Source organism: Streptomyces sp. sk2.1, from assembly GCF_008120935.1.
In the GTDB taxonomy this organism is placed as follows: domain Bacteria; phylum Actinomycetota; class Actinomycetes; order Streptomycetales; family Streptomycetaceae; genus Streptomyces.
Window position 1 is genome coordinate 170123 of record NZ_RDBO01000033.1, and the last position, 19677, is coordinate 189799.

Sequence of the window (19677 nt, forward strand, 5' to 3'; positions counted from 1 at the left end):
CGACCCCCGAACACGAAGAGTGAGCAGATGTCTCTTCTGGGTCACTGACAGCGTGACCCGGTTGGGCCCGGCGCGCAACACGAGAGGGTGCCCACCGGTCCCGCCCGGCACGTTCACACCAGGTAGGGCAGCAGCTTGTCCGGGGTGAGCGGGAGGTCGCGCAGCCGGATGCCGGTGGCGTGCCGGACCGCGTTGCCGACGGCCGCCGCGGCGCCGACGATGCCGATCTCGCCGATGCCCTTGCTGCCCATCGGATTGAGGTGCGGGTCGTCCTCGTCGATCCAGTGCGCCTCGATCTCCGGCACGTCGGCGCTGACCGGCACGTGGTAGGAGGCGAGGTCGCTCTCGGTGAAGTCCCCGAAGACGGGGTCGATGGCGCTGCCCTCGGTCAGGGCCATGCCGATCCCCATGGTCATGCCGCCGATGAACTGGGAGCGCGCGGTCCGGGGGTTGAGGATGCGTCCGGCGGCGAAGACGCCGAGCATCCGGCGCAGCCGCGCCTCCCCGGTGCGGGAGTCGACGGCGACCTCGGCGAAGTGCGCCCCGAAGGCGTGCCGCGCGTACGGGGAGTTCCCGGCGGTCTCCTGCCGGGTGTCGGCGGTGGCCGTGAGGCCCTGTGCGGGGAGGGGGCCGGGGTGCTCGCCCAGTCGCCGCAGCAGGAGGGTGGCCGCCTTGTGCACGGCCCAGCCCCAGGAGGCGGTCCCCGCGGAGCCGCCGGCCACCGGGGCGTCGGACAGCTCGCTGCTGCCGATGTCGATCCGCACGTCGTCCATGGGGGTGTCCAGCACGTCGGCCGCGATCTGCGCGAGCACGGTGCGGGCGCCGGTGCCGATGTCGGTGGCGTTGACCCGGACGTGGTACGAGCCGTCGGGGGCCGCGTGGACCGAGGCGCCGCAGGGGGCGATGTACACGGGGTAGGTGGCGGCGGCGACGCCCGTGCCGATGAGCAGCGGCCCCTCCTCGCGGACCGCGGGGCGCGGGTCGCGGTCGTACCAGCCGAAGCGTGCGGCGCCCGCCTCCAGGCAGGCGGTGAGGCCGCGGCTGCTGAACGGCAGGCCGGAGTCGGGTTCGTGCGCCGGGTCGTTGCGGACGCGCAGTTCGACGGGGTCCATGCCGAGGGCGGAGGCGAGCTCGTCCATGGCGGATTCGAGCGCGTACATGCCGGGGGCCTCGCCCGGCGCGCGCATCCAGGAGGGGCTCGGCACGTCCAGGGCGGCCACCCGGTGGACGGTGCGGCCGGCCGGGGACCCGTACATGACCCGGGTCGGTACGGCGGCCTGTTCCACGAACTCCTTGACGGTGGAGGTGTGGGTGAGGGCCTCGTGGTCGATCGCGGTGAGGATGCCGTCGAGCCCGGCGCCGAGCCGGACGCGCTGCACGGTGGGGGCCCGGTGGCCGACCGCGGCGGCCATCTGGCGGCGGGGCAGGGCGATCTTGACCGGGTGTCCGGTGTGGCGGGCGGCCATGGCGGCGAGGACGGTCTGCGGGCGCGGGGTGCCCTTGGAGCCGAAGCCGCCGCCGACGTGTTCGGAGACCGCGGTGACCTGCTGCGGCTTCAGCCCGAACACGGCGGCGAGGGTGTCGCGCACCGTCGTGGAGCCCTGGCTGGAGTCATGGACGGTCAGGTGTCCGTCCGCGTCCCACCACGCCGTCGTGGCGTGCGGCTCCATGGGGTGGTTGTGCAGGGGGCCGATGGTGTACGTGGCGTCGATCTGCACGGGGGCCGCGCGGAGGGCCCGGTCGGTGTCGCCGCGTTCGCGGACGGCGGGGTAGCCGCCGTTGACCGTCCGGGGGACGTACAGGCCGGGATGGTCCTCGGTCAGGACGACGTCGTGCCCGGCGGTCTCGTACGTGATCCGCAGCGCCCCGGCCCCGGCACGGGCGGCCTCGGGGGTGTCGGCCACCACGAGCGCGACGTACCAGCCCCGGTGCGGGACCAGGTCGTTCCGGAGGACGGCGAGGGCGGGGTCGTCGGGCTCCTCGGTCCGGGGGGCGTTGTCGTGGGTGAGCACGGCGCGTACGCCGGGCAGGGCCAGTGCCTGGTCCGCGTGGACGGCGGTGACCCGGCCGCGGACGATCGTGGCGGGGACGGGTCGCCCGTACAGGCAACCGGGCGGAGTGTGCTCGGCGGAGTACCGGGCGGTGCCCGTGACCTTGTCCCGGCCCTCGCGGCGGACGACGGGGGTGCCCAGTGGTGACGGGGCCTGGCTCATGACGGGATCCTCACCTCTGCGGGTCGGCCGGTGTGGTGCGGTGGTTCAGCTGTCGGCGGCGAGTTCGGCCAGCGCGTCCACGGCGAGGGCGCGGGCGAGTCCCACCTTGAACGCGTTGTCGCGCAGCGGCCGGGCCGCGGCGAGTTCGGCGTCCACTGCCTGTTCGAAGGTCTCGGGGGCGGCCGGGGCGCCCCGGAGCGCCGCTTCCGCGGTGTGTGCGCGCCAGGGCCGGTGGGCGAGCCCGCCGAAGGCCAGCGCCGCGTGCTCGATCCGGCCGCGGCGGACGCTCAGCACGGCGGCGACCGACACGAGGGCGAAGGCGAAGGAGGCCCGGTCGCGGGCCTTGCGGTAGAGGGAGGCCGCGCCGTCCGGGGGCGGGGGCAGGAGCACCTCGGTGACGAGTTCGCCCGGCAGGGTCTCGGTGTCGCGGTGCGGGGTGTCGCCCGGCAGCCGGTGGAAGCCGGTGGCGGGCACGGTCCGTTCGCCGTCCGGTCCGTGCAGGCGGACGGTGGCGTCGAGGGCGGACAGCGCGACGGCCATGTCGGACGGGTGGGTGGCGACGCAGTGCTCGGAGTGGCCGAGCACCGCGAGATCGCGGTGGGCGCCCTCCCGGGCGGGGCAGCCGGTGCCGGGGTCCCGCTTGTTGCAGGGTTTGGAGGTGTCCTGGAAGTAGGGGCAGCGGGTGCGCTGGAGCAGGTTGCCGCCGGTGGTTGCGGTGTTGCGGAGCTGCCCGGAGGCGCCGGACAGCAGCGCCTGCGACAGGGCGGGGTAGCGGGTGCGCACCTCGGGGTGGGCGGCCAGGTCGCTGTTGCGCACGGTGGCGCCGATGCGCAGTCCGCCGTCGTCGGTGCCGGTGACCCGGTCCAGTAGCAGCCGGCTGACGTCGATGAGCAGGGCGGGGGTCTCGACGCCGAGCTTCATCAGGTCGACGAGGTTGGTGCCGCCGGCGAGGAAACCGGCGCCCGGGTGGGCGGCGTGTTCGCGGACGGCCTCCTCGGCGGACCGGGCCCGGAGGTAGGCGAAGGGCTTCACGGCGTCACGTCCTCGATCGCCTCGACGATGCGGGGGTAGGCGCCGCAGCGGCACAGGTTGCCGCTCATCCGTTCGCGGATCTCCGCGGCGTCGAGGGCGGCCGGGGCGGTGCGCGCGGTGGCGTGGGAGGGGAAGCCCTCCGCCGCCTCGCCGAGCATGCCGACGGCCGAGCAGAGCTGACCGGGGGTGCAGTAGCCGCACTGGAGGGCGTCGCGGTCCAGGAACGCCGCCTGGAGCGGGTGGAGCCGGTCGCCGTCGGCCAGGCCCTCGACGGTGGTGACGGCGGCGCCGTCGTGGGCGACGGCGAGCAGCAGGCAGCTGTTGGCCCGCCGGCCGTCGACGAGGACGGTGCACGCCCCGCACTGGCCGTGGTCGCAGCCCTTCTTGGCGCCGGTCAGCCCGAGGTGCTCGCGCAGGGCGTCCAGGACCGTGGTGCGGTGGTCGAGCGTGAGGGTCCGCTCGGTTCCGTTGACCCGCAGCGTCAGGGTGGAGCGGTCGGCGGTCGCCGTCCGCTGCCGGGGGGCGTCGTCTTCCCGTCCGTGGGAGGGGTCCACTCACTCGCACCTTTCAGGGGTGGCTTCCGGGTGTTTCCTCATGGATGGTCCGCTTTCTACCAGACGGGGAGCGCCTTCCCGGCTCATTGCCCCGTGCCCGGGCCGTGGCCCTCCGGACGGTCGCCCGACCGGCTCCGCAGGCGCAGGCGCACCTCTTCCTCCTGGTCGCCGGAGACCGTGCCGACGACCTGGACGTCGAAGGCGTGCGCCAGGCTCCGCCTGAGCCGTTCGACCGCCCAGTAGCCGCCCTGCACGTCGACGCTCACGGGCGCGTCGAGCGAGACCGCCCCGGAGACCACCCTGGCCTCGGTGACGTCGACGGTCACCGCCCACGCGGTGGGGCGGCTGCCCGCGAGGTCCCGCGGGACGTCGGCCGAGGCCCGGTCGGTGGTGAACGCCGCCCGCAGCACGTCGAAGACCATCCGCGCGTCGTCCTTCCCGCACCCGCTGATGACGACCGACACCTCCTGTCCGTATCCGCTCGCCGCCGTCTGCTTCTCCTTGATCGTGTTCACCGCGGTTCCTTCCGGTCGGTGCGGCGCCGCACGTTCCCGCGCCGGGGCCGGCCCATCGGCCGGGCGGATCCGGCGCCCGTCATTCCGCCCCGCCCCTTCGACGTTTCGGGGCTGTCTCCAGCCTCGCTCCGCGGCGGTGCGACAGCGACACGAGGGCGCCGCCGCGGGCCGCTCCACCCTTCGAAACCCGCCGGTCGGGGCCCGCCGCCCTCGCCCCGTGCCGCCTGCGGCGGCCCGCCCCCGCCTCCGAGCGAAACGCTTTTCTCCCCATATCCACTTAAAATATGAATTCATGGTGTTTGTCGCGTGCGGGATTCGCCTCGGGGTATCCGGCACATATGGACGGATCGCACATGGACGGATCGCACATGGACCTGAATTCGCTGGCCCTCGTCCTCGCCGACGGCCGGGGCGCGACCGGAGCGGTACTGGGCGTCGTCGGGGTGGCACTGGTGGCCATGCTGATCGGCGGCTTCTGGCTGGGCAAGCGGCGCCGGGACCAGGAGCTGCCACCCCCCAGACCCGATGAACAGCCACCGCGGCCGGACCACCGGAGCCACGTCGAGGCGCACGACGTGCACGGCGACGACAGCTTCCCGCCCAACGGCAGGGGCCTTTCCCCCTACGAGCTCGGGGACCACGGGAACGAGCCCCTGCGCCGCAACGGCGACGAACGCCGCGAATGAACCCCGAGCTCCCTCACGACGGCTCCCCGGGGCGCACGCCGATGCCGGCGCCGCTGACCGGATCGGCGGCGCCCTGCTGGGTGAACCTCATGACCCGCGACCTGGGGGCGGCGCAGGAGTTCTACGGCGCCGTGCTCGGGTGGTCCTTCCGGCCGGGCAGGCTGGGGCAGGAGTTCTCGGTCGCACGCCGTGGCGACGTACCGGTCGCCGGGATCGGCGCGACGGCGACCGCCTACCGGGTGGCCGTGGCCTGGACGCCCTACTTCGCCGTCCCCGACGCGGACGCCGCCGCCTCGCGCATCCGGGAACGCAGCGGCACTGTCGCGGTGGGCCCGCTGGCGCTCGGCAAGGGGCGCGGGGCCCTGGCGGCGGACCGCGACGGCGCGGTGTTCGGCGTCTGGGAGCGGACCGGGCCCGAGACCTCGCCGCCCGCGCCGGACGACCACTCGCACGCCTGGCTCCGGCTGCACACCAGGAACGCCTTCGACGCCGCGATCTTCTACGGGGAGGTGCTCGGCTGGGCGAGCGGGCGCCCGGGGGGCTGCGAGGTGTCGTACGAGAAGGACGAGGTCGTCGTCGACTGCCGCGGCCGACGGCTCGCCCGGATCGGATCGGGCGCGGTGGAGGCGGCGCCCGATCCGATGGTCCGCCCGCACTGGCAGGTGTACTTCCCGGTCACCGACGTGGCGGCCACGGTCGCCGCGGCGCGGGAGAACGGCGGCGGTCTGATCGAGCGACGGCCGCTGGGCCGGGGCGGCGAGGCGACCCTGCTGGACCCGGACGGGGCCCTCTTCACGGTCACGGACGTCCCGGAACTCGCCGTGGCGGACCCCCGCTGACCGGACCGCGCGTGGGGCCGCACCCCGCGCGGAGACCGTCCCCCATGTCCGGCTCCGCTCCGGCCCCACCCCCGACGGGATCATTCCGGCCCGGCGCGTTCCTCTCCGTCGGACGGCGAGGAACGCGCCAGGGCTTGGGCCGGGAACACGAACCAGCAGGCCAGGAACCACACCGCCATGCCGCCCACCAGCCACAGGGCGACGGAGTTGTGCAGGGCCACCCGCAGGATGAGCAGCAGGGTGGAGCACATGGTGCAGAACAGCAGGACGAGCCCGAGCACGGTCATCCGGGACGCCCAGGCGACCGTCTGCGGCTTGAGTCGCCGCCCGGTGAGCAGCCGGTGGTACGAGACGGGCCCGATCAGGGCGGCGGCGGTGGCCGAGCCCAGCATCACGGTGACCACGTAGATGTTGCGGTCGGTGTCCGAGAGTTCGGCGAAGCGCGGTTGGAAGACCACGGCGAGCAGGAAGCCGAACAGGATCTGGACACCTGTCTGGGCCACCCGCAGCTCCTGGAGCAGGTCCGTCCACCGCCGGTCCGCGCGCTCCTCGGGGGTCTCGTGGCGGCCCGGATCGCCAGAGGGGCCTGCTGTCGGGGTCACGGGAAGCCTCCGTCCGAGTACCGGCCGTACGCCCCCTCCTTCCTCACCGTAGACCCGGCGGCGGGTGCGGGCACGGACGCCGTTGCTCGGCCCGCGGCGGGTGCGGGCATTCGCCCCTCGGCCCGCGGCACGGCCCCGGAGTCACTCCTCGCGCGGACCCGCGCCGCGGTCCGGACCGGTTTCCTCCCCCGCCGCCCCGACCGGCAGCAGCAGCTCGGGCCGGTCCCACATCACCGCGGGCGGGCGGGCCACCGACGTGCCGGTGCGCAGGGCGCCCATGCTCCGGTAGAAGCCCTCGGCGGGCGGGTGCGAGACGACGCGGACGCCGCTCAGCCCGGCGCGCCCCGCCTCGCCGCGCAGATGACCGACGAGGAGCCGTCCGATGCCGAGCCCCTGCACGTCGTCGGCGACGAACATGAGGTCGAGTTCCGGCGGCGAGAGGACGAGCGAGTAGAAGCCGAGCAGCCGGTCGGTGCCGGTCTCGACGGCCGCGAAGACCCGGTGGGTCTCGATGTAGTCGGGGCCCACCCGGTAACCGGCGACCATCGAGGCGTAGTGCCCCTCGTAGGCACGGGATGTCCTGACCATTCGGGTGAGTCGCTTCGCGTCCCGGGCGGTCGCCCGCCTGACGTGCGCGGCCGCCCGGCGCGGCGCGGCGCCCGGACGCGTGGTGCTCGTTGCCATGGGCCGAGTATCACCCATCCGGGCCAGGGGGCCGGGCGGCCGTCGCCCGGCGGACCCTCACGCGGAGTCGCGCGCGGCGCGCCACTCCTCGACCACGGCCTCGACGTCGAACGGCCGGAGGTTCAGCAGCGGTCCCGGCGGCGGCCGCCTGATGGCTGCCCGGATCTTCTCGTTGACCTCGGTGAGCATGCGCCGCACCTCGGCCTCCGTGCGCGTCCCGGGAACGGCCGCGGACACCTCCTCGGCCTCCTTGCGCAGGGCCAGCGCCGGCGGGAGCACCGACACCCCTTCGCGGTGCATCTTCCGCTTGATCCACCAGTTCTCGTCGTAGGGGGCCTCGACACTGTCGAGCGGCTTGCCGAAGCCCGGCAACTGCGAGATGTCTCCGCGCTGTTCGGACTCCCGGATCTGCTTGTCGACCCATGATTCGAAGCTGATGTTCGCGGGTTTGCGCTCGGTCAACGTACGCCCCTTCCGGAGTTTCGTAATCCGTGCTCTCACGATACCCGGGGCCGGTACGCGGCCGGGGGCGCCGGGTCAGTGCGCGTGCCCGGCGGTGCCCTCGTCCTTGCCCTCGCCCTTGCTCCCGCTCTCGCCCTCCTGGTGGTCGCCGCCCTTCTCGGCGGACGCCGGAACCCGGACGGTGAAGGCGGCCGTGCGCACCTTGCCCTCGTGCTGGAAGTCGAGGAAGAGGCGGTAGGTGCCCGCGCTGGGCGCCGTGGCGGTGAAGGACACCTCGGGGCCCGGGCCCCCCTCGTTCGGGTGGACGTGGAGGTAGGCCAGGTCGCCCGAGCGCAGGGCGACCAGGTGCCCGTACGCGCCGAGGTAGCGCTGGAGGTCGGTGACGGGGCGGCCGTTCCGGCTGATGGTCAGCTTCAGTTCGCCCGACCGGCCGGCCCGGAGGTCGCCGTCGAGCGCGACGTCGTACCCGTCGGTCCCGGCGGTGGCGCGCGGGGCGGGCAGCGCGGCGGGGCGGTACGGGCCGGAGACGGCCAGGTTCGCGCCCAGGGTGAGGTTCTCGGCCCCCTCGGCCGCGGGGGTGAAGTCGGCGAACGCCCGGTAGCCACCGGCCTCGGGCAGTTCGACGGAGGTCGACCAGGTGCCGTCGGCCGCGCGGACGGGGTGCAGGTGCCGGTACTGGGTGAGGTCGCTCGACGCGAGGATGAAGTGCAGTTCCTTGCCGTGCTCGCGCCGGTAGGCGGTGACCTTGCGTCCGCTGTCGTCCTTGACGGTGAACCGGATCTCGCTGCGGGCCCCGGCGCGGATCACCGGGTTCTCGAGCGCCAGCGTGTACCCGCCGTCGGAGACCTCCAGGCCGCCGGCCGCGTGGTCCGCCGCCGCCTTCGGCTCCTCCTTCCCCTCGCCCGCCTCCTCTCCCCCGCCGTGGCCGCCGTGCTGCGCGGGGCGGTCCTCGGCCGCCACCAGCGGGTCGACGCTCCTGCCCACGCCGTACGCGGTTCCGAAGGTCGCGGCGAGCGCGGCGGCGAAGGCGGTGATCCTCAGGGCGTTGTTCATGACGGTTTCCTCCTCGGGTGGACCGGGAGGCCGCGCCCCCCGACACACCACAAGGTACCCCCTGGGGGTATCAAGTCAACCCGGGAGGACGGCATCTTTTCCCGCTCCCCGCGAAGGGCGGGATCCGGCGGCGCGCACGGGGCGGGCGCCGGGACGTCCGGCTCAGGCGGGCACCACGAGTCCGTCGAGCAGCCGCTCCAGCGCGGCCCGGGGAATCCGCAGGCCGTCGCGCACATAGCCCTCCAGCCCGCCCCACCGCTCGTCCATGGCGTCCAGCGCCGTGTCGAGGTACCGGGGCCGGACCTCGCTGATCGCGGACGCGATCTCCGGGTCGCCGCCCGCGTCGAGGAAGTCCCGCACGTAGGGCGCGAAGGCGGCCCGTACCACCGGGTTCACCGCGAGGAACTCGGCCCGGACGGCCTCGCGCGACGCACCGAGCATCATCAGGAGCAGCGCGGCGGCCCAGCCGGTCCGGTCCTTGCCCGCCGTGCAGTGGAAGAGCACCGGACGGGCCCGGTCGTCGGCGACCGTCTCGACGAAGGCCCGGTGGGCGGCCGCGGCACCCGGCGAGAGGACCATCTGCCGGTAGGTCCCGGCGAACATCTCCTCCGCCTTCCCGCCCCCCAGCAGCCGCTGCGCCTCGACGGGGTCGGCGAGCAGCGCGCGCAGCCGGGCGGGTGCCACGCCCGGGTTGTCCCCGAGCACGTCGGCGACGAACAGCCGCGCCCCGGGAGGCAGCCGGTCCGGTGCCGCGGAGCGCTCGTCGGCGGTCCGCAGGTCGACGACGGTACGGATGCCGAGCGCGGCCACCTCCGAGTCCTGCGCCGCGTCGAGCCCGCTGAGCTGCCCGGAGCGCAGCACGGCCCCCGGCCGGACCCGTCGGCCCCGGCCCAGGGCGATACCGCCCAGGTCGCGCAGGTTGAGGACGGTGGATGCGGGGACGGCCCTGGCGGTCTGCACGATGAATTCCCCTGTTCCCGACGTGTGTGCGCATTGATTCGACCTGGCCGGTCAAACGTTGCACGCGCCCGGGAAATCGACAAAGTAAAACGCCGGGCGACGGCGACCGGGAACCCCTATGGAGATAAAGGAAATGTGAAGCCGCATCCTTCCGGCCCCAGGTCAGGGGCATCATGCGGAGAAAGGTGGCTCTTTTCCGGCCCTCCCGGACGCCCCTCCACTCTTTTGCCGCACGGGCCGGGCGGCGGGAATCGAATTTCCGGCCCCGCGTTTTTCCGGACGTATGCGCCCGGCCCGGATCGGGAGCGATCCGTTCACCGGGTGACGACGGTGACCTCGGTCGCCTTGACGCTCGCCCACACGGCCGTTCCCTCTCCGAGGCCCAGCTCGGCCGCCGCCTCGGGGGTGATCTCGGCGACCAGGTCCGGTGCCTCGTCGAGAGCGACGGCCACCCGGACCCGGCTGCCCACGGCGGTCAGTTCGCGGACGGTACCGGGCCAGACGTTGCGCGGGCTCCCGGCCGGCCGGTCGCGGTGCACCGCGACCGCTTCCGGCGCGATGACCGCGAGCACGGCCGTCCCCCCGGCGGGCGCGTCCGCGACGACCAGCCGGCCGCCGTCCGCGAGGGCGAGGGTGCCGTCGCCGGCGGCGGTGCCCGGCCAGGCGTTGCGGCCGAGCATCCGGGCGACCCACGGCGAGCGCGGGTGCCGGGTCACCTCGGCCGGGGTCGCGTACTGGAGGGTGCGGCCCTCGTCGAGCACGAGCACCCGGTCGGCCAGCGACGCCGCCTCGACGGGGTCGTGGGTGACGATCAGACAGACCCCGCCGAACCCGGCGAGGTGGCTGCGCAGGGTGTGCCGGACGTGGGCGCGGGTGGTCTGGTCGAGGGCCGCGAGGGGCTCGTCGAGCAGCAGCAGCCGGGGGCGGGCGGCGAGCGCCCTGGCCAGGGCCACGCGCTGGGCCTGGCCGCCGGAGAGCTGGGCGGGTCTGCGGTGGGAGAGGTGGCCGACGCCCAGCCGGTCGAGCCACCGCTGCGCCTCGCGCCGGGCCTCGGCCCGGGGGACGCCGCGGGCGCGGAGCCCGTACGCCGTGTTCGTCAGCGCGCTCAGGTGCGGGAAGAGCGCGCCGTCCTGCGGCACCCAGGCGACCTGGCGGCGGTGCGGGGGCAGTCCGGTGACGTCGGTGTCGCCGAGGCGCAGCCGGGCGCGGGCGCGCGGGGTCAGGCCGAGCAGGGCGCGCAGCAGCGTCGTCTTGCCCGCGCCGTTGGGGCCGACGACGGCGATCGTGGTGCCGGGCGGGGCGTCGAGGGTCAGCCGGTTGAAGCCGGTCACCTCGGCGTGCAGCGACCGGGGCTCCTGCCGGGCGGGGGGCGGCACCTCCCGGCCGGCCGGGGGCTCCGTCGCGGCCGGGTCCTTTGGGTCGTCCGGGACGGGGCCGGGGGCGCGCGAGCGGTCGCGCGGCGTTCCGGTCCAGCGCCCGCGCAGTGCGACGAGTACGGCCATGGCGATGGCGAGCAGCAGCAGCGAGACGGAGGTGGCGGCCTCCGGGGACTCCTGGAGCAGCAGATAGACCTGGAGGGGCAGCGTCTGCGTGGTGCCCGGCAGGTTTCCCGCGAAGGTGATGGTCGCCCCGAACTCGCCGAGTGCGCGCGCCCAGGTGAGGGCGGCCCCGGCGGCGAGGCCGGGGGCGACCATCGGGAGGGTGACGGTGAGGAACACCCGGACCGGCGGGGCCCCGAGCGAGGCCGCGGTCTCCTCGTACGCGGGGCGCAGACCGGCCAGTGCCCCTTCGAGGCTGATGACGAGGAACGGCATCGCGACGAAGGTCGCCGCGACCACCGCGCCCGACGTGTGGAAGGGCAGGGTGATGCCGAAGGTGTCCTCCAGCCAGGGTCCCAGCAGGCCCCGTCGGCCGAAGCCGAGGAGGAGGGCCACGCCCCCGACGGTGGGCGGCAGCACCATCGGCAGCAGGACCAGGGAGCGGACGAGTGCCTTGCCGGGGAAGTCGACCCTGGCCAGCAGCCAGGCCAGCGGCACCCCGAGCAGCAGGGACAGACCCAGCGCCCAGAAGGAGACGAGCAGGGACAGTCTGAGGGCCCGGGTGACGTCCGGATCGGTCAGATGGGCCCCGAGGTCGGCCCAGGGGGTGCGGGCCAGGACGCCGATCAGCGGCACCAGCAGGAACGCGACGGCGAGCAGGGCGGGAAGGGCCAGGGCGACGGGGGTGCGCACACCGGGCACACGGCTGCGGAGGGCTCTCATCGGGATTCCCTGGATGGGTCGGTACGGGGTACGGGGACCTGGCTCCCCCGGACGGGCCGGTCGTCGCACCGTCGGTACATCGGCACGACGGCCGGCCGCGGCGGGCTACGGCTGTTGGAAGCCCGCCGCCCGGAGGATCTTCTGCGCGGCGGGGGTGCTCAGCCACTTCACGAACGCCGTCGCGGCCTTGCTGTCGCCGGACTGGCGCAGGGTGGCGGCCGGGTAGGAGGCGACGGCGTTCTGCGCGTCGGGGATGTCGACGGCGTCGACCTTGTCGGGGGCCGTGGCCGCGTCGGTCCGGTAGACGATGCCCGCGTCCGCCTCGCCGAGTTCGACCTTGCTGAGGACGGCGCGGACGTTGGGCTCCTGGGAGACCGGCTTCACGGTGAGCTTCTGGGCGTCGAGGACCTGCTCGCTGTAGCGGCCGACCGGCACCTCGGGGGCCGCCAGGACGACCTTCAGGCCGGGGTCCGTCAGGTCCTTCAGGCCGCCGATCTTCTTCGGGTTCCCCTCTCCGGTGGCGATGACCAGGCGGTTCTTCGCGATGACGGTGGGAGTCCCGGTGTCGTCCCCCAGCCCGTCCATCGTCTTGGTGTCCGCCGTGACCAGCACGTCGGCGGGGGCGCCCTGCTTCACCTGGGCGGCCAGTTCCTGGGAACCCGCGAAGGAGAAGGTCACCTTCGTGCCCGGGTGCTCCTTCTCGTACGCGGCGCCCGCCGTCTTGAACACGTCGGTGAGGGAGGCCGCCGCGAGCACCGTCAGCCGGGCTCCGGAGGACGGTGCGGACTTCCCGGCGGACTCCTTCTCGTCACCGCCGCCGCAGGCGGCGAGCGGGAGCAGCAGGGCGGCGGTCGTGATCGCGGCGGCGACGCGGCGCCTGCCGGGGGTGATCGTCATGGTGACGGTGGCTCCTGGGGATAGAGGGGGACGCTCGTGGGCGGCGCGTGGTCAGACGCGGTCGATGTGCACGTTGGTGGACTTCACCCGGGCGGTGGCCCGCATGCCGACTTCCAGCCCGAGCTCCTCGACGGCCTCCCGGGTGAGCAGGGAGACCAGCCGGTGCGGTCCCGCCTGGATCTCGACCTGCGCCGCGACGTCGCCGAGCTTCACGGCGGTGACGATGCCCGGGAAGGCGTTGCGGGCCGAGGTGTACGAGGGTTCGTCCTCGCCCCCGCCGCCCTGGCCGACCTCGATGGAGAACGCGGCCAGGTCGCGGCCGTCGATGACCCTGCGGCCGCTTTCGTCGCGGTGGGTGGCGACCCTTCCGGCGTCCGCCCAGCGGCGTGCCGTGTCGGGGCTCACGCCCAGCAGACGCGCCGCCTGCCCGATGGTGTAGGACTGCATGTGCGACAAGATATTCGAATGAATCTTGCAGCTGCAACGCACTGCGGCGTTCTGTGGAGCAAATGCCAGGAGCACTGGAGGAACCGACAGGCGTCTGCGGCGACCGGGCTACGCCACGGTGCGTGAAGGATCAAGTGCGGTCGGCAGAGTGCAAGGTCACAAGCGGAACCCATGCTGCCCTATAGCGACCTGACCTAGCATCTGGGCATGACGGTCCTGCCTGCCGACGGGCTTTCGTTGGCCGCCGAATTCCCCGCCCCCGCCCATGAGCAGTGGCAACGCCTCGTCGAAGGCGTGCTGCGCAAGTCGGGCAAGGAGGTCGCGGGGACGGCCGCCGAGGAAGCGCTGTCCACCACGGTGGAGGACGGGCTCATCACCCGCCCTCTCTACACTTCGCGCGACGGCGCGCCCGATGCCGGATATCCGGGTTTCGCCCCCTTCACCCGCGGCGGCACGGCCGAGGGCAATGCGGCGGGCGGCTGGGACGTACGGCAGCGGCACACCCTCGCGGATCCCGCCCGGCTCAACGAGGCGGTGCTCGCCGACCTGGAGAACGGCGTCACCTCGTTGTGGCTGACCGTGGGCGGCTCCGGGGGCGTACCGGTGTCCGGTCTGGCGAGGGCGCTGGACGGCGTCCTCCTCGACCTGGCCCCCGTGGTCCTCGACGCCGGGAGCGAACTCGACGCCGCCGCCACGGAGTTGCTGCGCATCGCCGCGGAGCGCGGGGTCGACGCCCCGGCCCTCCGCGGGAATCTCGGCGCCGACCCGTTCGCCCTGGCGGCCCGTGACGGCACCGCTCCCGACTCCTCGGACGCGGTCCGCTGGGCACTGCGGTGCGCGCGGGAGTTCCCCGGGCTGCGGGCGCTGACCGTGGACGCGCTGCCGTACCACGAGGCCGGCGGTTCGGCCGCCGAGGAGCTGGGCGCCTCGCTGGCGACCGGTGTCGCCGTCCTGCGGGACCTGACGGAGGCCGGTCTCACGGTCGAGCAGGCCTGCGGGCAGCTGGAGTTCCGGTACGCGGCGACCGCCGACCAGTTCCTGACCATCGCCAAGCTGCGGGCCGCCCGACGGCTGTGGTCCCGGGTGGCCGAGGTGTGCGGGGCCGCCGGTGCCGGCGCGCAGCGCCAGCACGCGGTGACGTCCCCGGTGATGATGACGCGGCGCGACCCGTGGGTGAACATGCTGCGGACGACGCTGGCCTGCCTGGGCGCGGGGGTCGGCGGGGCCGGCTCCGTCACCGTGCTGCCGTTCGACCACGCCCTGGGGCTGCCGGACGCGTTCGCCCGGCGCATCGCCCGCAACACGTCGACGATCCTGCTGGAGGAGTCGCACCTGGCCCAGGTGATCGACCCGGCCGGCGGTTCCTGGTACGTGGAGCGGCTCACCGCCGAACTCGCCGATGCGGCGTGGTCGTTCTTCCAGGAGATCGAGCGCTCCGGCGGTCAGGCCGCCGCCCTGCGCTCCGGGATGATCCGCGAGCGTCTCGCGGCGACCTGGGCGGCGCGCAGCAAGGACCTGGCGCGCCGCAAGGAGCCGATCACCGGGGTGAGCGAGTTCCCGCTGCTGGCGGAGCGTCCGGTGGAGCGCGAGGCCGCCCCCGTCGATCCGGTGGCCCCGGGCGGTCTGCCCCGGGTCCGGCGCGACGAGGCGTTCGAGGCGCTGCGCGCCCGGTCGGACGCGCACCTCGCGGCGACCGGGCAGCGGCCGAAGGTGTTCCTCGCCGCGCTCGGGCCCGCCGCGGCCCACACCGCGCGGGCGTCGTTCGCCGCCAATCTGTTCCGGGCGGGCGGCATCGAGCCGGTCCACGACCCGGTCTCCGTCGACGCGGCGACGGCCGGCGGGGCGTTCTCCGCCTCCGGGGCCACCGTGGCGTGTCTGTGTTCCAGCGACGCGCTCTACGCCGAGCAGGCCGCGGCGGTCGCCGGGGCGCTGCGGTCGGCGGGCGCGCAGCGGGTGTTCCTCGCGGGCCGGCCCGGCGAGCACGCCGGTGTCGACGAGTACGTCTTCGCCGGCTCCGACGTGGTGGCCGTGCTCTCCTCCCTCCTCGACCGTATGGATGTGGCGTAATGCGTATCCCCGACTTCTCCGGGATCGACCTCGGTCCGGGCGATGCCGCCGAAGTGTCCGAGGAGCAGTGGCGTGCCTCGGTGAAGGAGTCCTCCGGCGGGTCGGACGACGACCTGCTGTGGCAGACCCCGGAAGGCATCGCGGTCAAGCCGCTGTACACCGGGCGCGACCTGGAAGGGCTCGACTTCCTCGACACGTACCCGGGCATCGCCCCGTACCTGCGGGGCCCGTACCCGACGATGTACGTCAACCAGCCCTGGACGATCCGGCAGTACGCCGGTTTCTCCACCGCCGAGGAGTCCAACGCCTTCTACCGCCGCAATCTCGCGGCCGGGCAGAAGGGCCTGTCCGTCGCCTTCGACCTGCCGACCCACCGCGGCTACGACAGCGACCACCCGCGGGTGACCGGTGACGTCGGCATGGCGGGCGTGGCGATCGACTCCATCTACGACATGCGCCAGCTCTTCGACGGCATCCCGCTGGACCGGATGTCGGTGTCGATGACGATGAACGGCGCGGTGCTGCCCGTGCTCGCGCTGTACATCGTGGCCGCGGAGGAGCAGGGCGTCGGGCCGGAGAAGCTGGCCGGGACCATTCAGAACGACATTCTGAAGGAGTTCATGGTCCGCAACACCTACATCTATCCGCCCAAGCCCTCGATGCGGATCATCTCCGACATCTTCGCGTACACCTCGCAGAAGATGCCGCGCTACAACTCGATCTCCATCTCCGGCTACCACATCCAGGAAGCGGGTGCGACGGCCGACCTGGAGCTGGCGTACACGCTGGCGGACGGGGTGGAGTACCTGCGGGCCGGGCGGGAGGCGGGGCTGGACGTGGACGCGTTCGCGCCGCGGCTGTCGTTCTTCTGGGCGATCGGCATGAACTTCTTCATGGAGATCGCGAAGCTGCGGGCGGCCCGGCTGCTCTGGGCCAAGCTGGTCGGGCAGTTCGAGCCGAAGAACGCCAAGTCCCTTTCGCTGCGCACCCATTCGCAGACGTCCGGGTGGTCGCTGACCGCGCAGGACGTGTTCAACAACGTGACCCGGACCTGTGTGGAGGCGATGGCCGCCACCCAGGGGCACACCCAGTCGCTGCACACCAACGCGCTCGACGAGGCGCTGGCCCTGCCGACGGACTTCTCGGCACGGATCGCCCGCAACACCCAGCTGCTGCTCCAGCAGGAGTCGGGCACCGGCCGGGTGATCGACCCGTGGGGCGGCAGCGCGTACGTGGAGAAGCTGACGTACGACCTGGCGCGCCGGGCCTGGCAGCACATCGAGGAGGTCGAGGCGGCGGGCGGCATGGCGCAGGCCATCGACGCGGGCATCCCGAAGCTCCGGGTGGAGGAGGCCGCGGCCCGTACCCAGGCCCGGATCGACTCCGGCCGCCAGCCGGTGATCGGGGTCAACAAGTACCGGGTGGAGAGCGACGAGCAGATCGAGGTGCTCAAGGTCGACAACTCCTCGGTGCGCGCCCAGCAGATCGAGAAGCTGCGCCGGTTGCGCGAGGAGCGCGACGAGTCGGCCTGCCGGGCCGCGCTGCATGCGCTGACCGCGGCGGCCGAGCGGGAGCCGGGCCCCGGCCTGGAGGGCAATCTGCTGGCGCTGGCCGTCGACGCGGCCCGTGCGATGGCGACCGTGGGCGAGATCTCGGACGCCCTGGAGAAGGTGTACGGACGGCACGCCGGCCAGATCCGTACGATTTCCGGTGTGTATCGCAACGAGGCAGGTGAGTCCCCCTCCGTGGACCGGACCCGGGCACTGGTGGACAGGTTCGAGGAGGCCGAGGGGCGCCGTCCGCGCATCCTGGTCGCCAAGATGGGGCAGGACGGTCACGACCGCGGCCAGAAGGTGATCTCGACGGCCTTCGCGGACCTGGGCTTCGACGTGGACGTCGGCCCGCTGTTCCAGACGCCGGCCGAGGTGGCGCGGCAGGCGGTGGAGGCGGACGTGCACATCGTGGGCGTCTCCTCGCTGGCCGCCGGGCACCTCACGCTCGTCCCGGCGCTCCGCGAGGAGCTGGCGGCCGAGGGGCGCGAGGACATCATGATCGTGGTGGGCGGGGTGATTCCGCCGCAGGACGTCGACGCGCTGCACGAGGCGGGCGCCACGGCCGTGTTCCCGCCCGGCACGGTGATCCCGGACGCCGCGTACGACCTGGTGACGCGGCTCGGCACCGAGCTCGGCCACGAACTGTGAGCCGCTGACCAGATGGCCGTGAAGATCGACATCGACAGTTACGCGAAGGGGGTGCTCGACGGGAGGCGCGCGCAGATCGCGCGGGCCATCACCCTCGTCGAGTCCACCCGCCCCGATCACCGGGTGCTGGCCCAGCAGCTGCTGCGCGAGCTGCTGCCGCACTCCGGTGCGGCCCGGCGGATCGGCATCAGTGGGGTGCCGGGCGTGGGCAAGTCCACCTTCATCGACGCGCTGGGCACCATGCTCACCGGGCTCGGGCACCGGGTCGCGGTGCTGGCCGTCGACCCCTCCTCCACCCGTACCGGGGGCTCCATCCTGGGTGACAAGACCAGGATGGAGCGGCTCGCGGTGGACCCGGCGGCGTATGTGCGCCCGTCCCCCACGGCCGGCACGCTCGGCGGGGTGGCGAAGGCGACCCGGGAGTCCATCGTGGTGATGGAGGCCGCGGGGTACGACGTGGTGCTGGTGGAGACGGTCGGCGTCGGCCAGTCGGAGACGGCGGTGGCCAACATGGTCGACACGTTTCTGCTGCTGACCCTGGCCCGTACCGGCGATCAGCTCCAGGGGATCAAGAAGGGCGTCCTGGAGCTGGCGGACGCCATCGCGGTCAACAAGGCGGACGGTCCGCACGAGCGCGACGCGCGGGCGGCGGCGCGCGAACTGGCCGGTGCGCTGCGGCTGATGCACCCGGCGGACGCGGCGTGGACGCCGCCGGTGCTCACCTGCAGCGCGCGTGAGTCCACCGGTCTCGACACCCTGTGGGAGCGGTTGGAGCAGCATCGCTCGCTGCTCGAATCGACCGGCCGGCTCGCCGCGAAGCGGCGCGACCAGCAGGTCGACTGGACGTGGACGATGGTGCGCGACGAACTGCTGGAGAGCCTGCGCGGCCATCCGGCGGTGCGTTCGCTCGCCCCGGATCTCGAACGACGGGTCCGGGACGGCGAGTTGACGGCCACGCTCGCGGCCGAACAGATCCTCGGCGCGTTCCGCGGCACGGTCTGATCCGGAGGACGGTCCGTCCGGGGGCCGGGGCGGGACCCCGGCCCCCGGACGGACGGTTCCTACAGGTCGAGCTGGTACTCGACCGACCTGTGCGTCGGTTCGTAGCCGAGTTCGTCGTTGACGCGCCGCATGTGCGCGTTGCTGTCGGCGGTGTCGGTCAGCAGTCCTTCCAGGTCCGGGTGGCTCTCCCGGGCCCCGAGGACCGACCGGGCCTTCATCCACCGGCCCAGGCCGTTCCCCCGGTGCCCGGGAAGGACTCCGGTGCCGTAGTGCTGTGCGTCGCCCTTCCCGTCGCCCGGCACGACGAGTTCGGTGAAGCCCACGATCGTGCCGTCGGACTCGTCGACCGCCGCGACCGTGTGGAGCAGGTCGCCGCGGTCCGCGACGGCCGCCGCCGCGGACCGGACCCGGTCCACGTCCCAGACGACCGTGCCGAAGTCGGTGTCGCCCATGGGCATGTCGTCCATGGCCCGGCGGGACGCCGCGAACGTGGACGCGAGTGCGTCCGGGACGGTGCCGTCCCAGGAGATGAGCCGGTAGCCCGGATGCGGCTGCCCGACGATCCGGCGCAGGACGCCGGTGTCGGCCTTCGCCAGCGGGAGCCGGACGTACACGAGGGTCAGCACCGTGCGCAGTCCCTTGGCCCGCAGGAAGCGGTCACCCGGGGACCCGGCCCCGGCCTGCGCGATGACGCTGCGCCTCCCCTCCTCGCGGGCGGCGGCGACCGCCGTGTCGAACAGCCGCGAGCCGACTCCCTTGCGGCGCTCCGCCGGATGGACGTGGAGCTCCAGTTCGGCGAGGTGGTCCTGGCCCTCGCGGGTGAAGACGCGCAGGAACGCCGAGCCGACCGGGCTGCCCGCGGAGTCGGAGGCGAGCCAGACCAGACGGTGGCTCCCGCCGGACCGCTCGGGGTCGGTCAGTGCGGTGATGCGTAGCGACAAAGTGACTCCTCCGCGCCCGGGGCGCAGGTCTGAACGGTTGGACGGGCGGACGGCCCGGAGAACCACACCACTCCGCGAACGCCGCGGCAACCGCATATCGGGGCCCTTCCGCATCGGGGCCTCCCTGTGCCCGGGTGTCGTGGTACCGTGCAATCAGCACACGTGTACGTCTCGTTTCGAGGCGCCGGTGCCGATTCACCTCTCCGGAGCCGTCACGCCCGTCCTCTTGCGACCGGCGATCCGGCTTCCGCGTCATCTCAT

At 73.7% G+C, this 19677-nt stretch carries 18 protein-coding genes; 5 read left to right on the top strand and 13 right to left on the bottom strand.

Going from position 1 to position 19677, the window contains the following annotated elements:
* Nucleotides 1–113 precede the first annotated feature (113 nt).
* The 4 genes from EAO76_RS12860 to EAO76_RS12875 form a co-directional block, all read right to left on the bottom strand.
* A complete protein-coding gene (locus tag EAO76_RS12860; protein ID WP_148836060.1) occupies nt 114–2213 on the bottom strand; it encodes a xanthine dehydrogenase family protein molybdopterin-binding subunit in 2100 nt (699 codons plus the stop codon).
* A gap of 45 nt (nt 2214–2258) precedes the next feature.
* Complete coding sequence (locus EAO76_RS12865; protein WP_148836061.1) at nt 2259–3245, bottom strand: xanthine dehydrogenase family protein subunit M; 987 nt, start codon at nt 3243–3245, stop codon at nt 2259–2261.
* Nucleotides 3242–3799, bottom strand: a complete 558-nt coding sequence (locus EAO76_RS12870; RefSeq protein ID WP_148836062.1) for a 2Fe-2S iron-sulfur cluster-binding protein — start codon at nt 3797–3799, stop codon at nt 3242–3244. Before EAO76_RS12870 ends, EAO76_RS12865 begins: the two co-directional genes overlap by 4 nt.
* An 83-nt stretch (nt 3800–3882) precedes the next feature.
* Nucleotides 3883–4314: a hypothetical protein gene (locus EAO76_RS12875; protein ID WP_148836063.1), complete on the bottom strand. Its 432-nt coding sequence runs from the start codon at nt 4312–4314 to the stop codon at nt 3883–3885.
* Nucleotides 4315–4682: 368 nt separating this feature from the next.
* Between EAO76_RS12875 and EAO76_RS12880 the strand changes: the two genes are divergently transcribed.
* Nucleotides 4683–5000, top strand: coding sequence for a DUF6479 family protein (locus tag EAO76_RS12880; RefSeq protein ID WP_148836064.1), 318 nt, complete (start codon nt 4683–4685; stop codon nt 4998–5000).
* A gap of 41 nt (nt 5001–5041) precedes the next feature.
* Nucleotides 5042–5839 carry a VOC family protein gene (locus tag EAO76_RS12885; protein ID WP_148836177.1) on the top strand — a complete coding sequence of 266 codons (798 nt, stop codon included), beginning with the start codon at nt 5042–5044 and terminating at the stop codon, nt 5837–5839.
* An 80-nt stretch (nt 5840–5919) separates the two neighbouring features.
* On the opposite strand, the gene EAO76_RS12890 is transcribed toward EAO76_RS12885, so the two are convergent.
* The 8 genes from EAO76_RS12890 to EAO76_RS12925 all read right to left on the bottom strand — a co-directional run bounded on the left by EAO76_RS12890 (nt 5920) and on the right by EAO76_RS12925 (nt 13205).
* A complete protein-coding gene (locus EAO76_RS12890; protein ID WP_148836065.1) occupies nt 5920–6441 on the bottom strand; it encodes a DUF6328 family protein in 522 nt (173 codons plus the stop codon).
* Nucleotides 6442–6582: 141 nt separating this feature from the next.
* Entirely contained in the window at nt 6583–7125 is a 543-nt protein-coding gene (locus EAO76_RS12895) for a GNAT family N-acetyltransferase (RefSeq protein WP_148836066.1), read from the bottom strand.
* Between the two features lie 57 nt (nt 7126–7182).
* Entirely contained in the window at nt 7183–7587 is a 405-nt protein-coding gene (locus tag EAO76_RS12900) for a DUF1992 domain-containing protein (RefSeq protein ID WP_148836067.1), read from the bottom strand.
* Between the two features lie 75 nt (nt 7588–7662).
* Entirely contained in the window at nt 7663–8640 is a 978-nt protein-coding gene (locus EAO76_RS12905) for a hypothetical protein (protein ID WP_262375429.1), read from the bottom strand.
* Nucleotides 8641–8802: 162 nt separating this feature from the next.
* Complete coding sequence (locus EAO76_RS12910) at nt 8803–9600, bottom strand: tyrosine-protein phosphatase (RefSeq protein ID WP_148836068.1); 798 nt, start codon at nt 9598–9600, stop codon at nt 8803–8805.
* A 314-nt stretch (nt 9601–9914) separates the two neighbouring features.
* Nucleotides 9915–11861, bottom strand: a complete 1947-nt coding sequence (locus tag EAO76_RS12915) for an ABC transporter permease (RefSeq protein ID WP_148836069.1) — start codon at nt 11859–11861, stop codon at nt 9915–9917.
* Nucleotides 11862–11966: 105 nt separating this feature from the next.
* Nucleotides 11967–12758 (bottom strand): molybdate ABC transporter substrate-binding protein, encoded by a 792-nt coding sequence (gene modA / locus EAO76_RS12920; RefSeq protein ID WP_148836070.1) that lies wholly within the window; start codon nt 12756–12758, stop codon nt 11967–11969.
* A gap of 51 nt (nt 12759–12809) precedes the next feature.
* Entirely contained in the window at nt 12810–13205 is a 396-nt protein-coding gene (locus EAO76_RS12925) for a molybdopterin-binding protein (protein WP_148836071.1), read from the bottom strand.
* Nucleotides 13206–13412: 207 nt separating this feature from the next.
* On the opposite strand from EAO76_RS12925, the gene mutA reads away from it, so the two are divergent.
* The 3 genes from mutA to meaB are packed head-to-tail and all read left to right on the top strand — an operon-like array spanning nt 13413 to nt 18475.
* Entirely contained in the window at nt 13413–15272 is a 1860-nt protein-coding gene (mutA, locus tag EAO76_RS12930) for a methylmalonyl-CoA mutase small subunit (protein WP_148836072.1), read from the top strand.
* On the top strand, nt 15272–17473 hold the full coding sequence (scpA, locus tag EAO76_RS12935; protein ID WP_148836073.1) for a methylmalonyl-CoA mutase: 2202 nt from the start codon (nt 15272–15274) through the stop codon (nt 17471–17473). Before mutA ends, scpA begins: the two co-directional genes overlap by 1 nt.
* Nucleotides 17474–17485: 12 nt before the next feature.
* Nucleotides 17486–18475 (top strand): methylmalonyl Co-A mutase-associated GTPase MeaB, encoded by a 990-nt coding sequence (gene meaB, locus EAO76_RS12940; RefSeq protein WP_148836074.1) that lies wholly within the window; start codon nt 17486–17488, stop codon nt 18473–18475.
* Between the two features lie 59 nt (nt 18476–18534).
* On the opposite strand, the gene EAO76_RS12945 is transcribed toward meaB, so the two are convergent.
* Nucleotides 18535–19416, bottom strand: coding sequence for a GNAT family N-acetyltransferase (locus tag EAO76_RS12945; RefSeq protein ID WP_148836075.1), 882 nt, complete (start codon nt 19414–19416; stop codon nt 18535–18537).
* Between the last annotated feature and the right edge of the window lie 261 nt (nt 19417–19677).

What these genes read in the sequence shown, in the direction of transcription:
- scpA (WP_148836073.1), top strand. Translation starts at nt 15,272, where the DNA reads ATGCGTATCCCCGACTTCTCCGGGATCGACCTCGGTCCGGGCGATGCC.
- EAO76_RS12925 (WP_148836071.1), bottom strand. Translation starts at nt 13,205, where the DNA reads ATGCAGTCCTACACCATCGGGCAGGCGGCGCGTCTGCTGGGCGTGAGC.
- EAO76_RS12885 (WP_148836177.1), top strand. Translation starts at nt 5,042, where the DNA reads ATGCCGGCGCCGCTGACCGGATCGGCGGCGCCCTGCTGGGTGAACCTC.
- EAO76_RS12880 (WP_148836064.1), top strand. Translation starts at nt 4,683, where the DNA reads ATGGACCTGAATTCGCTGGCCCTCGTCCTCGCCGACGGCCGGGGCGCG.
- EAO76_RS12905 (WP_262375429.1), bottom strand. Translation starts at nt 8,640, where the DNA reads ATGAACAACGCCCTGAGGATCACCGCCTTCGCCGCCGCGCTCGCCGCG.
- EAO76_RS12860 (WP_148836060.1), bottom strand. Translation starts at nt 2,213, where the DNA reads ATGAGCCAGGCCCCGTCACCACTGGGCACCCCCGTCGTCCGCCGCGAG.
- EAO76_RS12895 (WP_148836066.1), bottom strand. Translation starts at nt 7,125, where the DNA reads ATGGCAACGAGCACCACGCGTCCGGGCGCCGCGCCGCGCCGGGCGGCC.
- mutA (WP_148836072.1), top strand. Translation starts at nt 13,413, where the DNA reads ATGACGGTCCTGCCTGCCGACGGGCTTTCGTTGGCCGCCGAATTCCCC.
- modA (WP_148836070.1), bottom strand. Translation starts at nt 12,758, where the DNA reads ATGACGATCACCCCCGGCAGGCGCCGCGTCGCCGCCGCGATCACGACC.
- EAO76_RS12915 (WP_148836069.1), bottom strand. Translation starts at nt 11,861, where the DNA reads ATGAGAGCCCTCCGCAGCCGTGTGCCCGGTGTGCGCACCCCCGTCGCC.
- meaB (WP_148836074.1), top strand. Translation starts at nt 17,486, where the DNA reads ATGGCCGTGAAGATCGACATCGACAGTTACGCGAAGGGGGTGCTCGAC.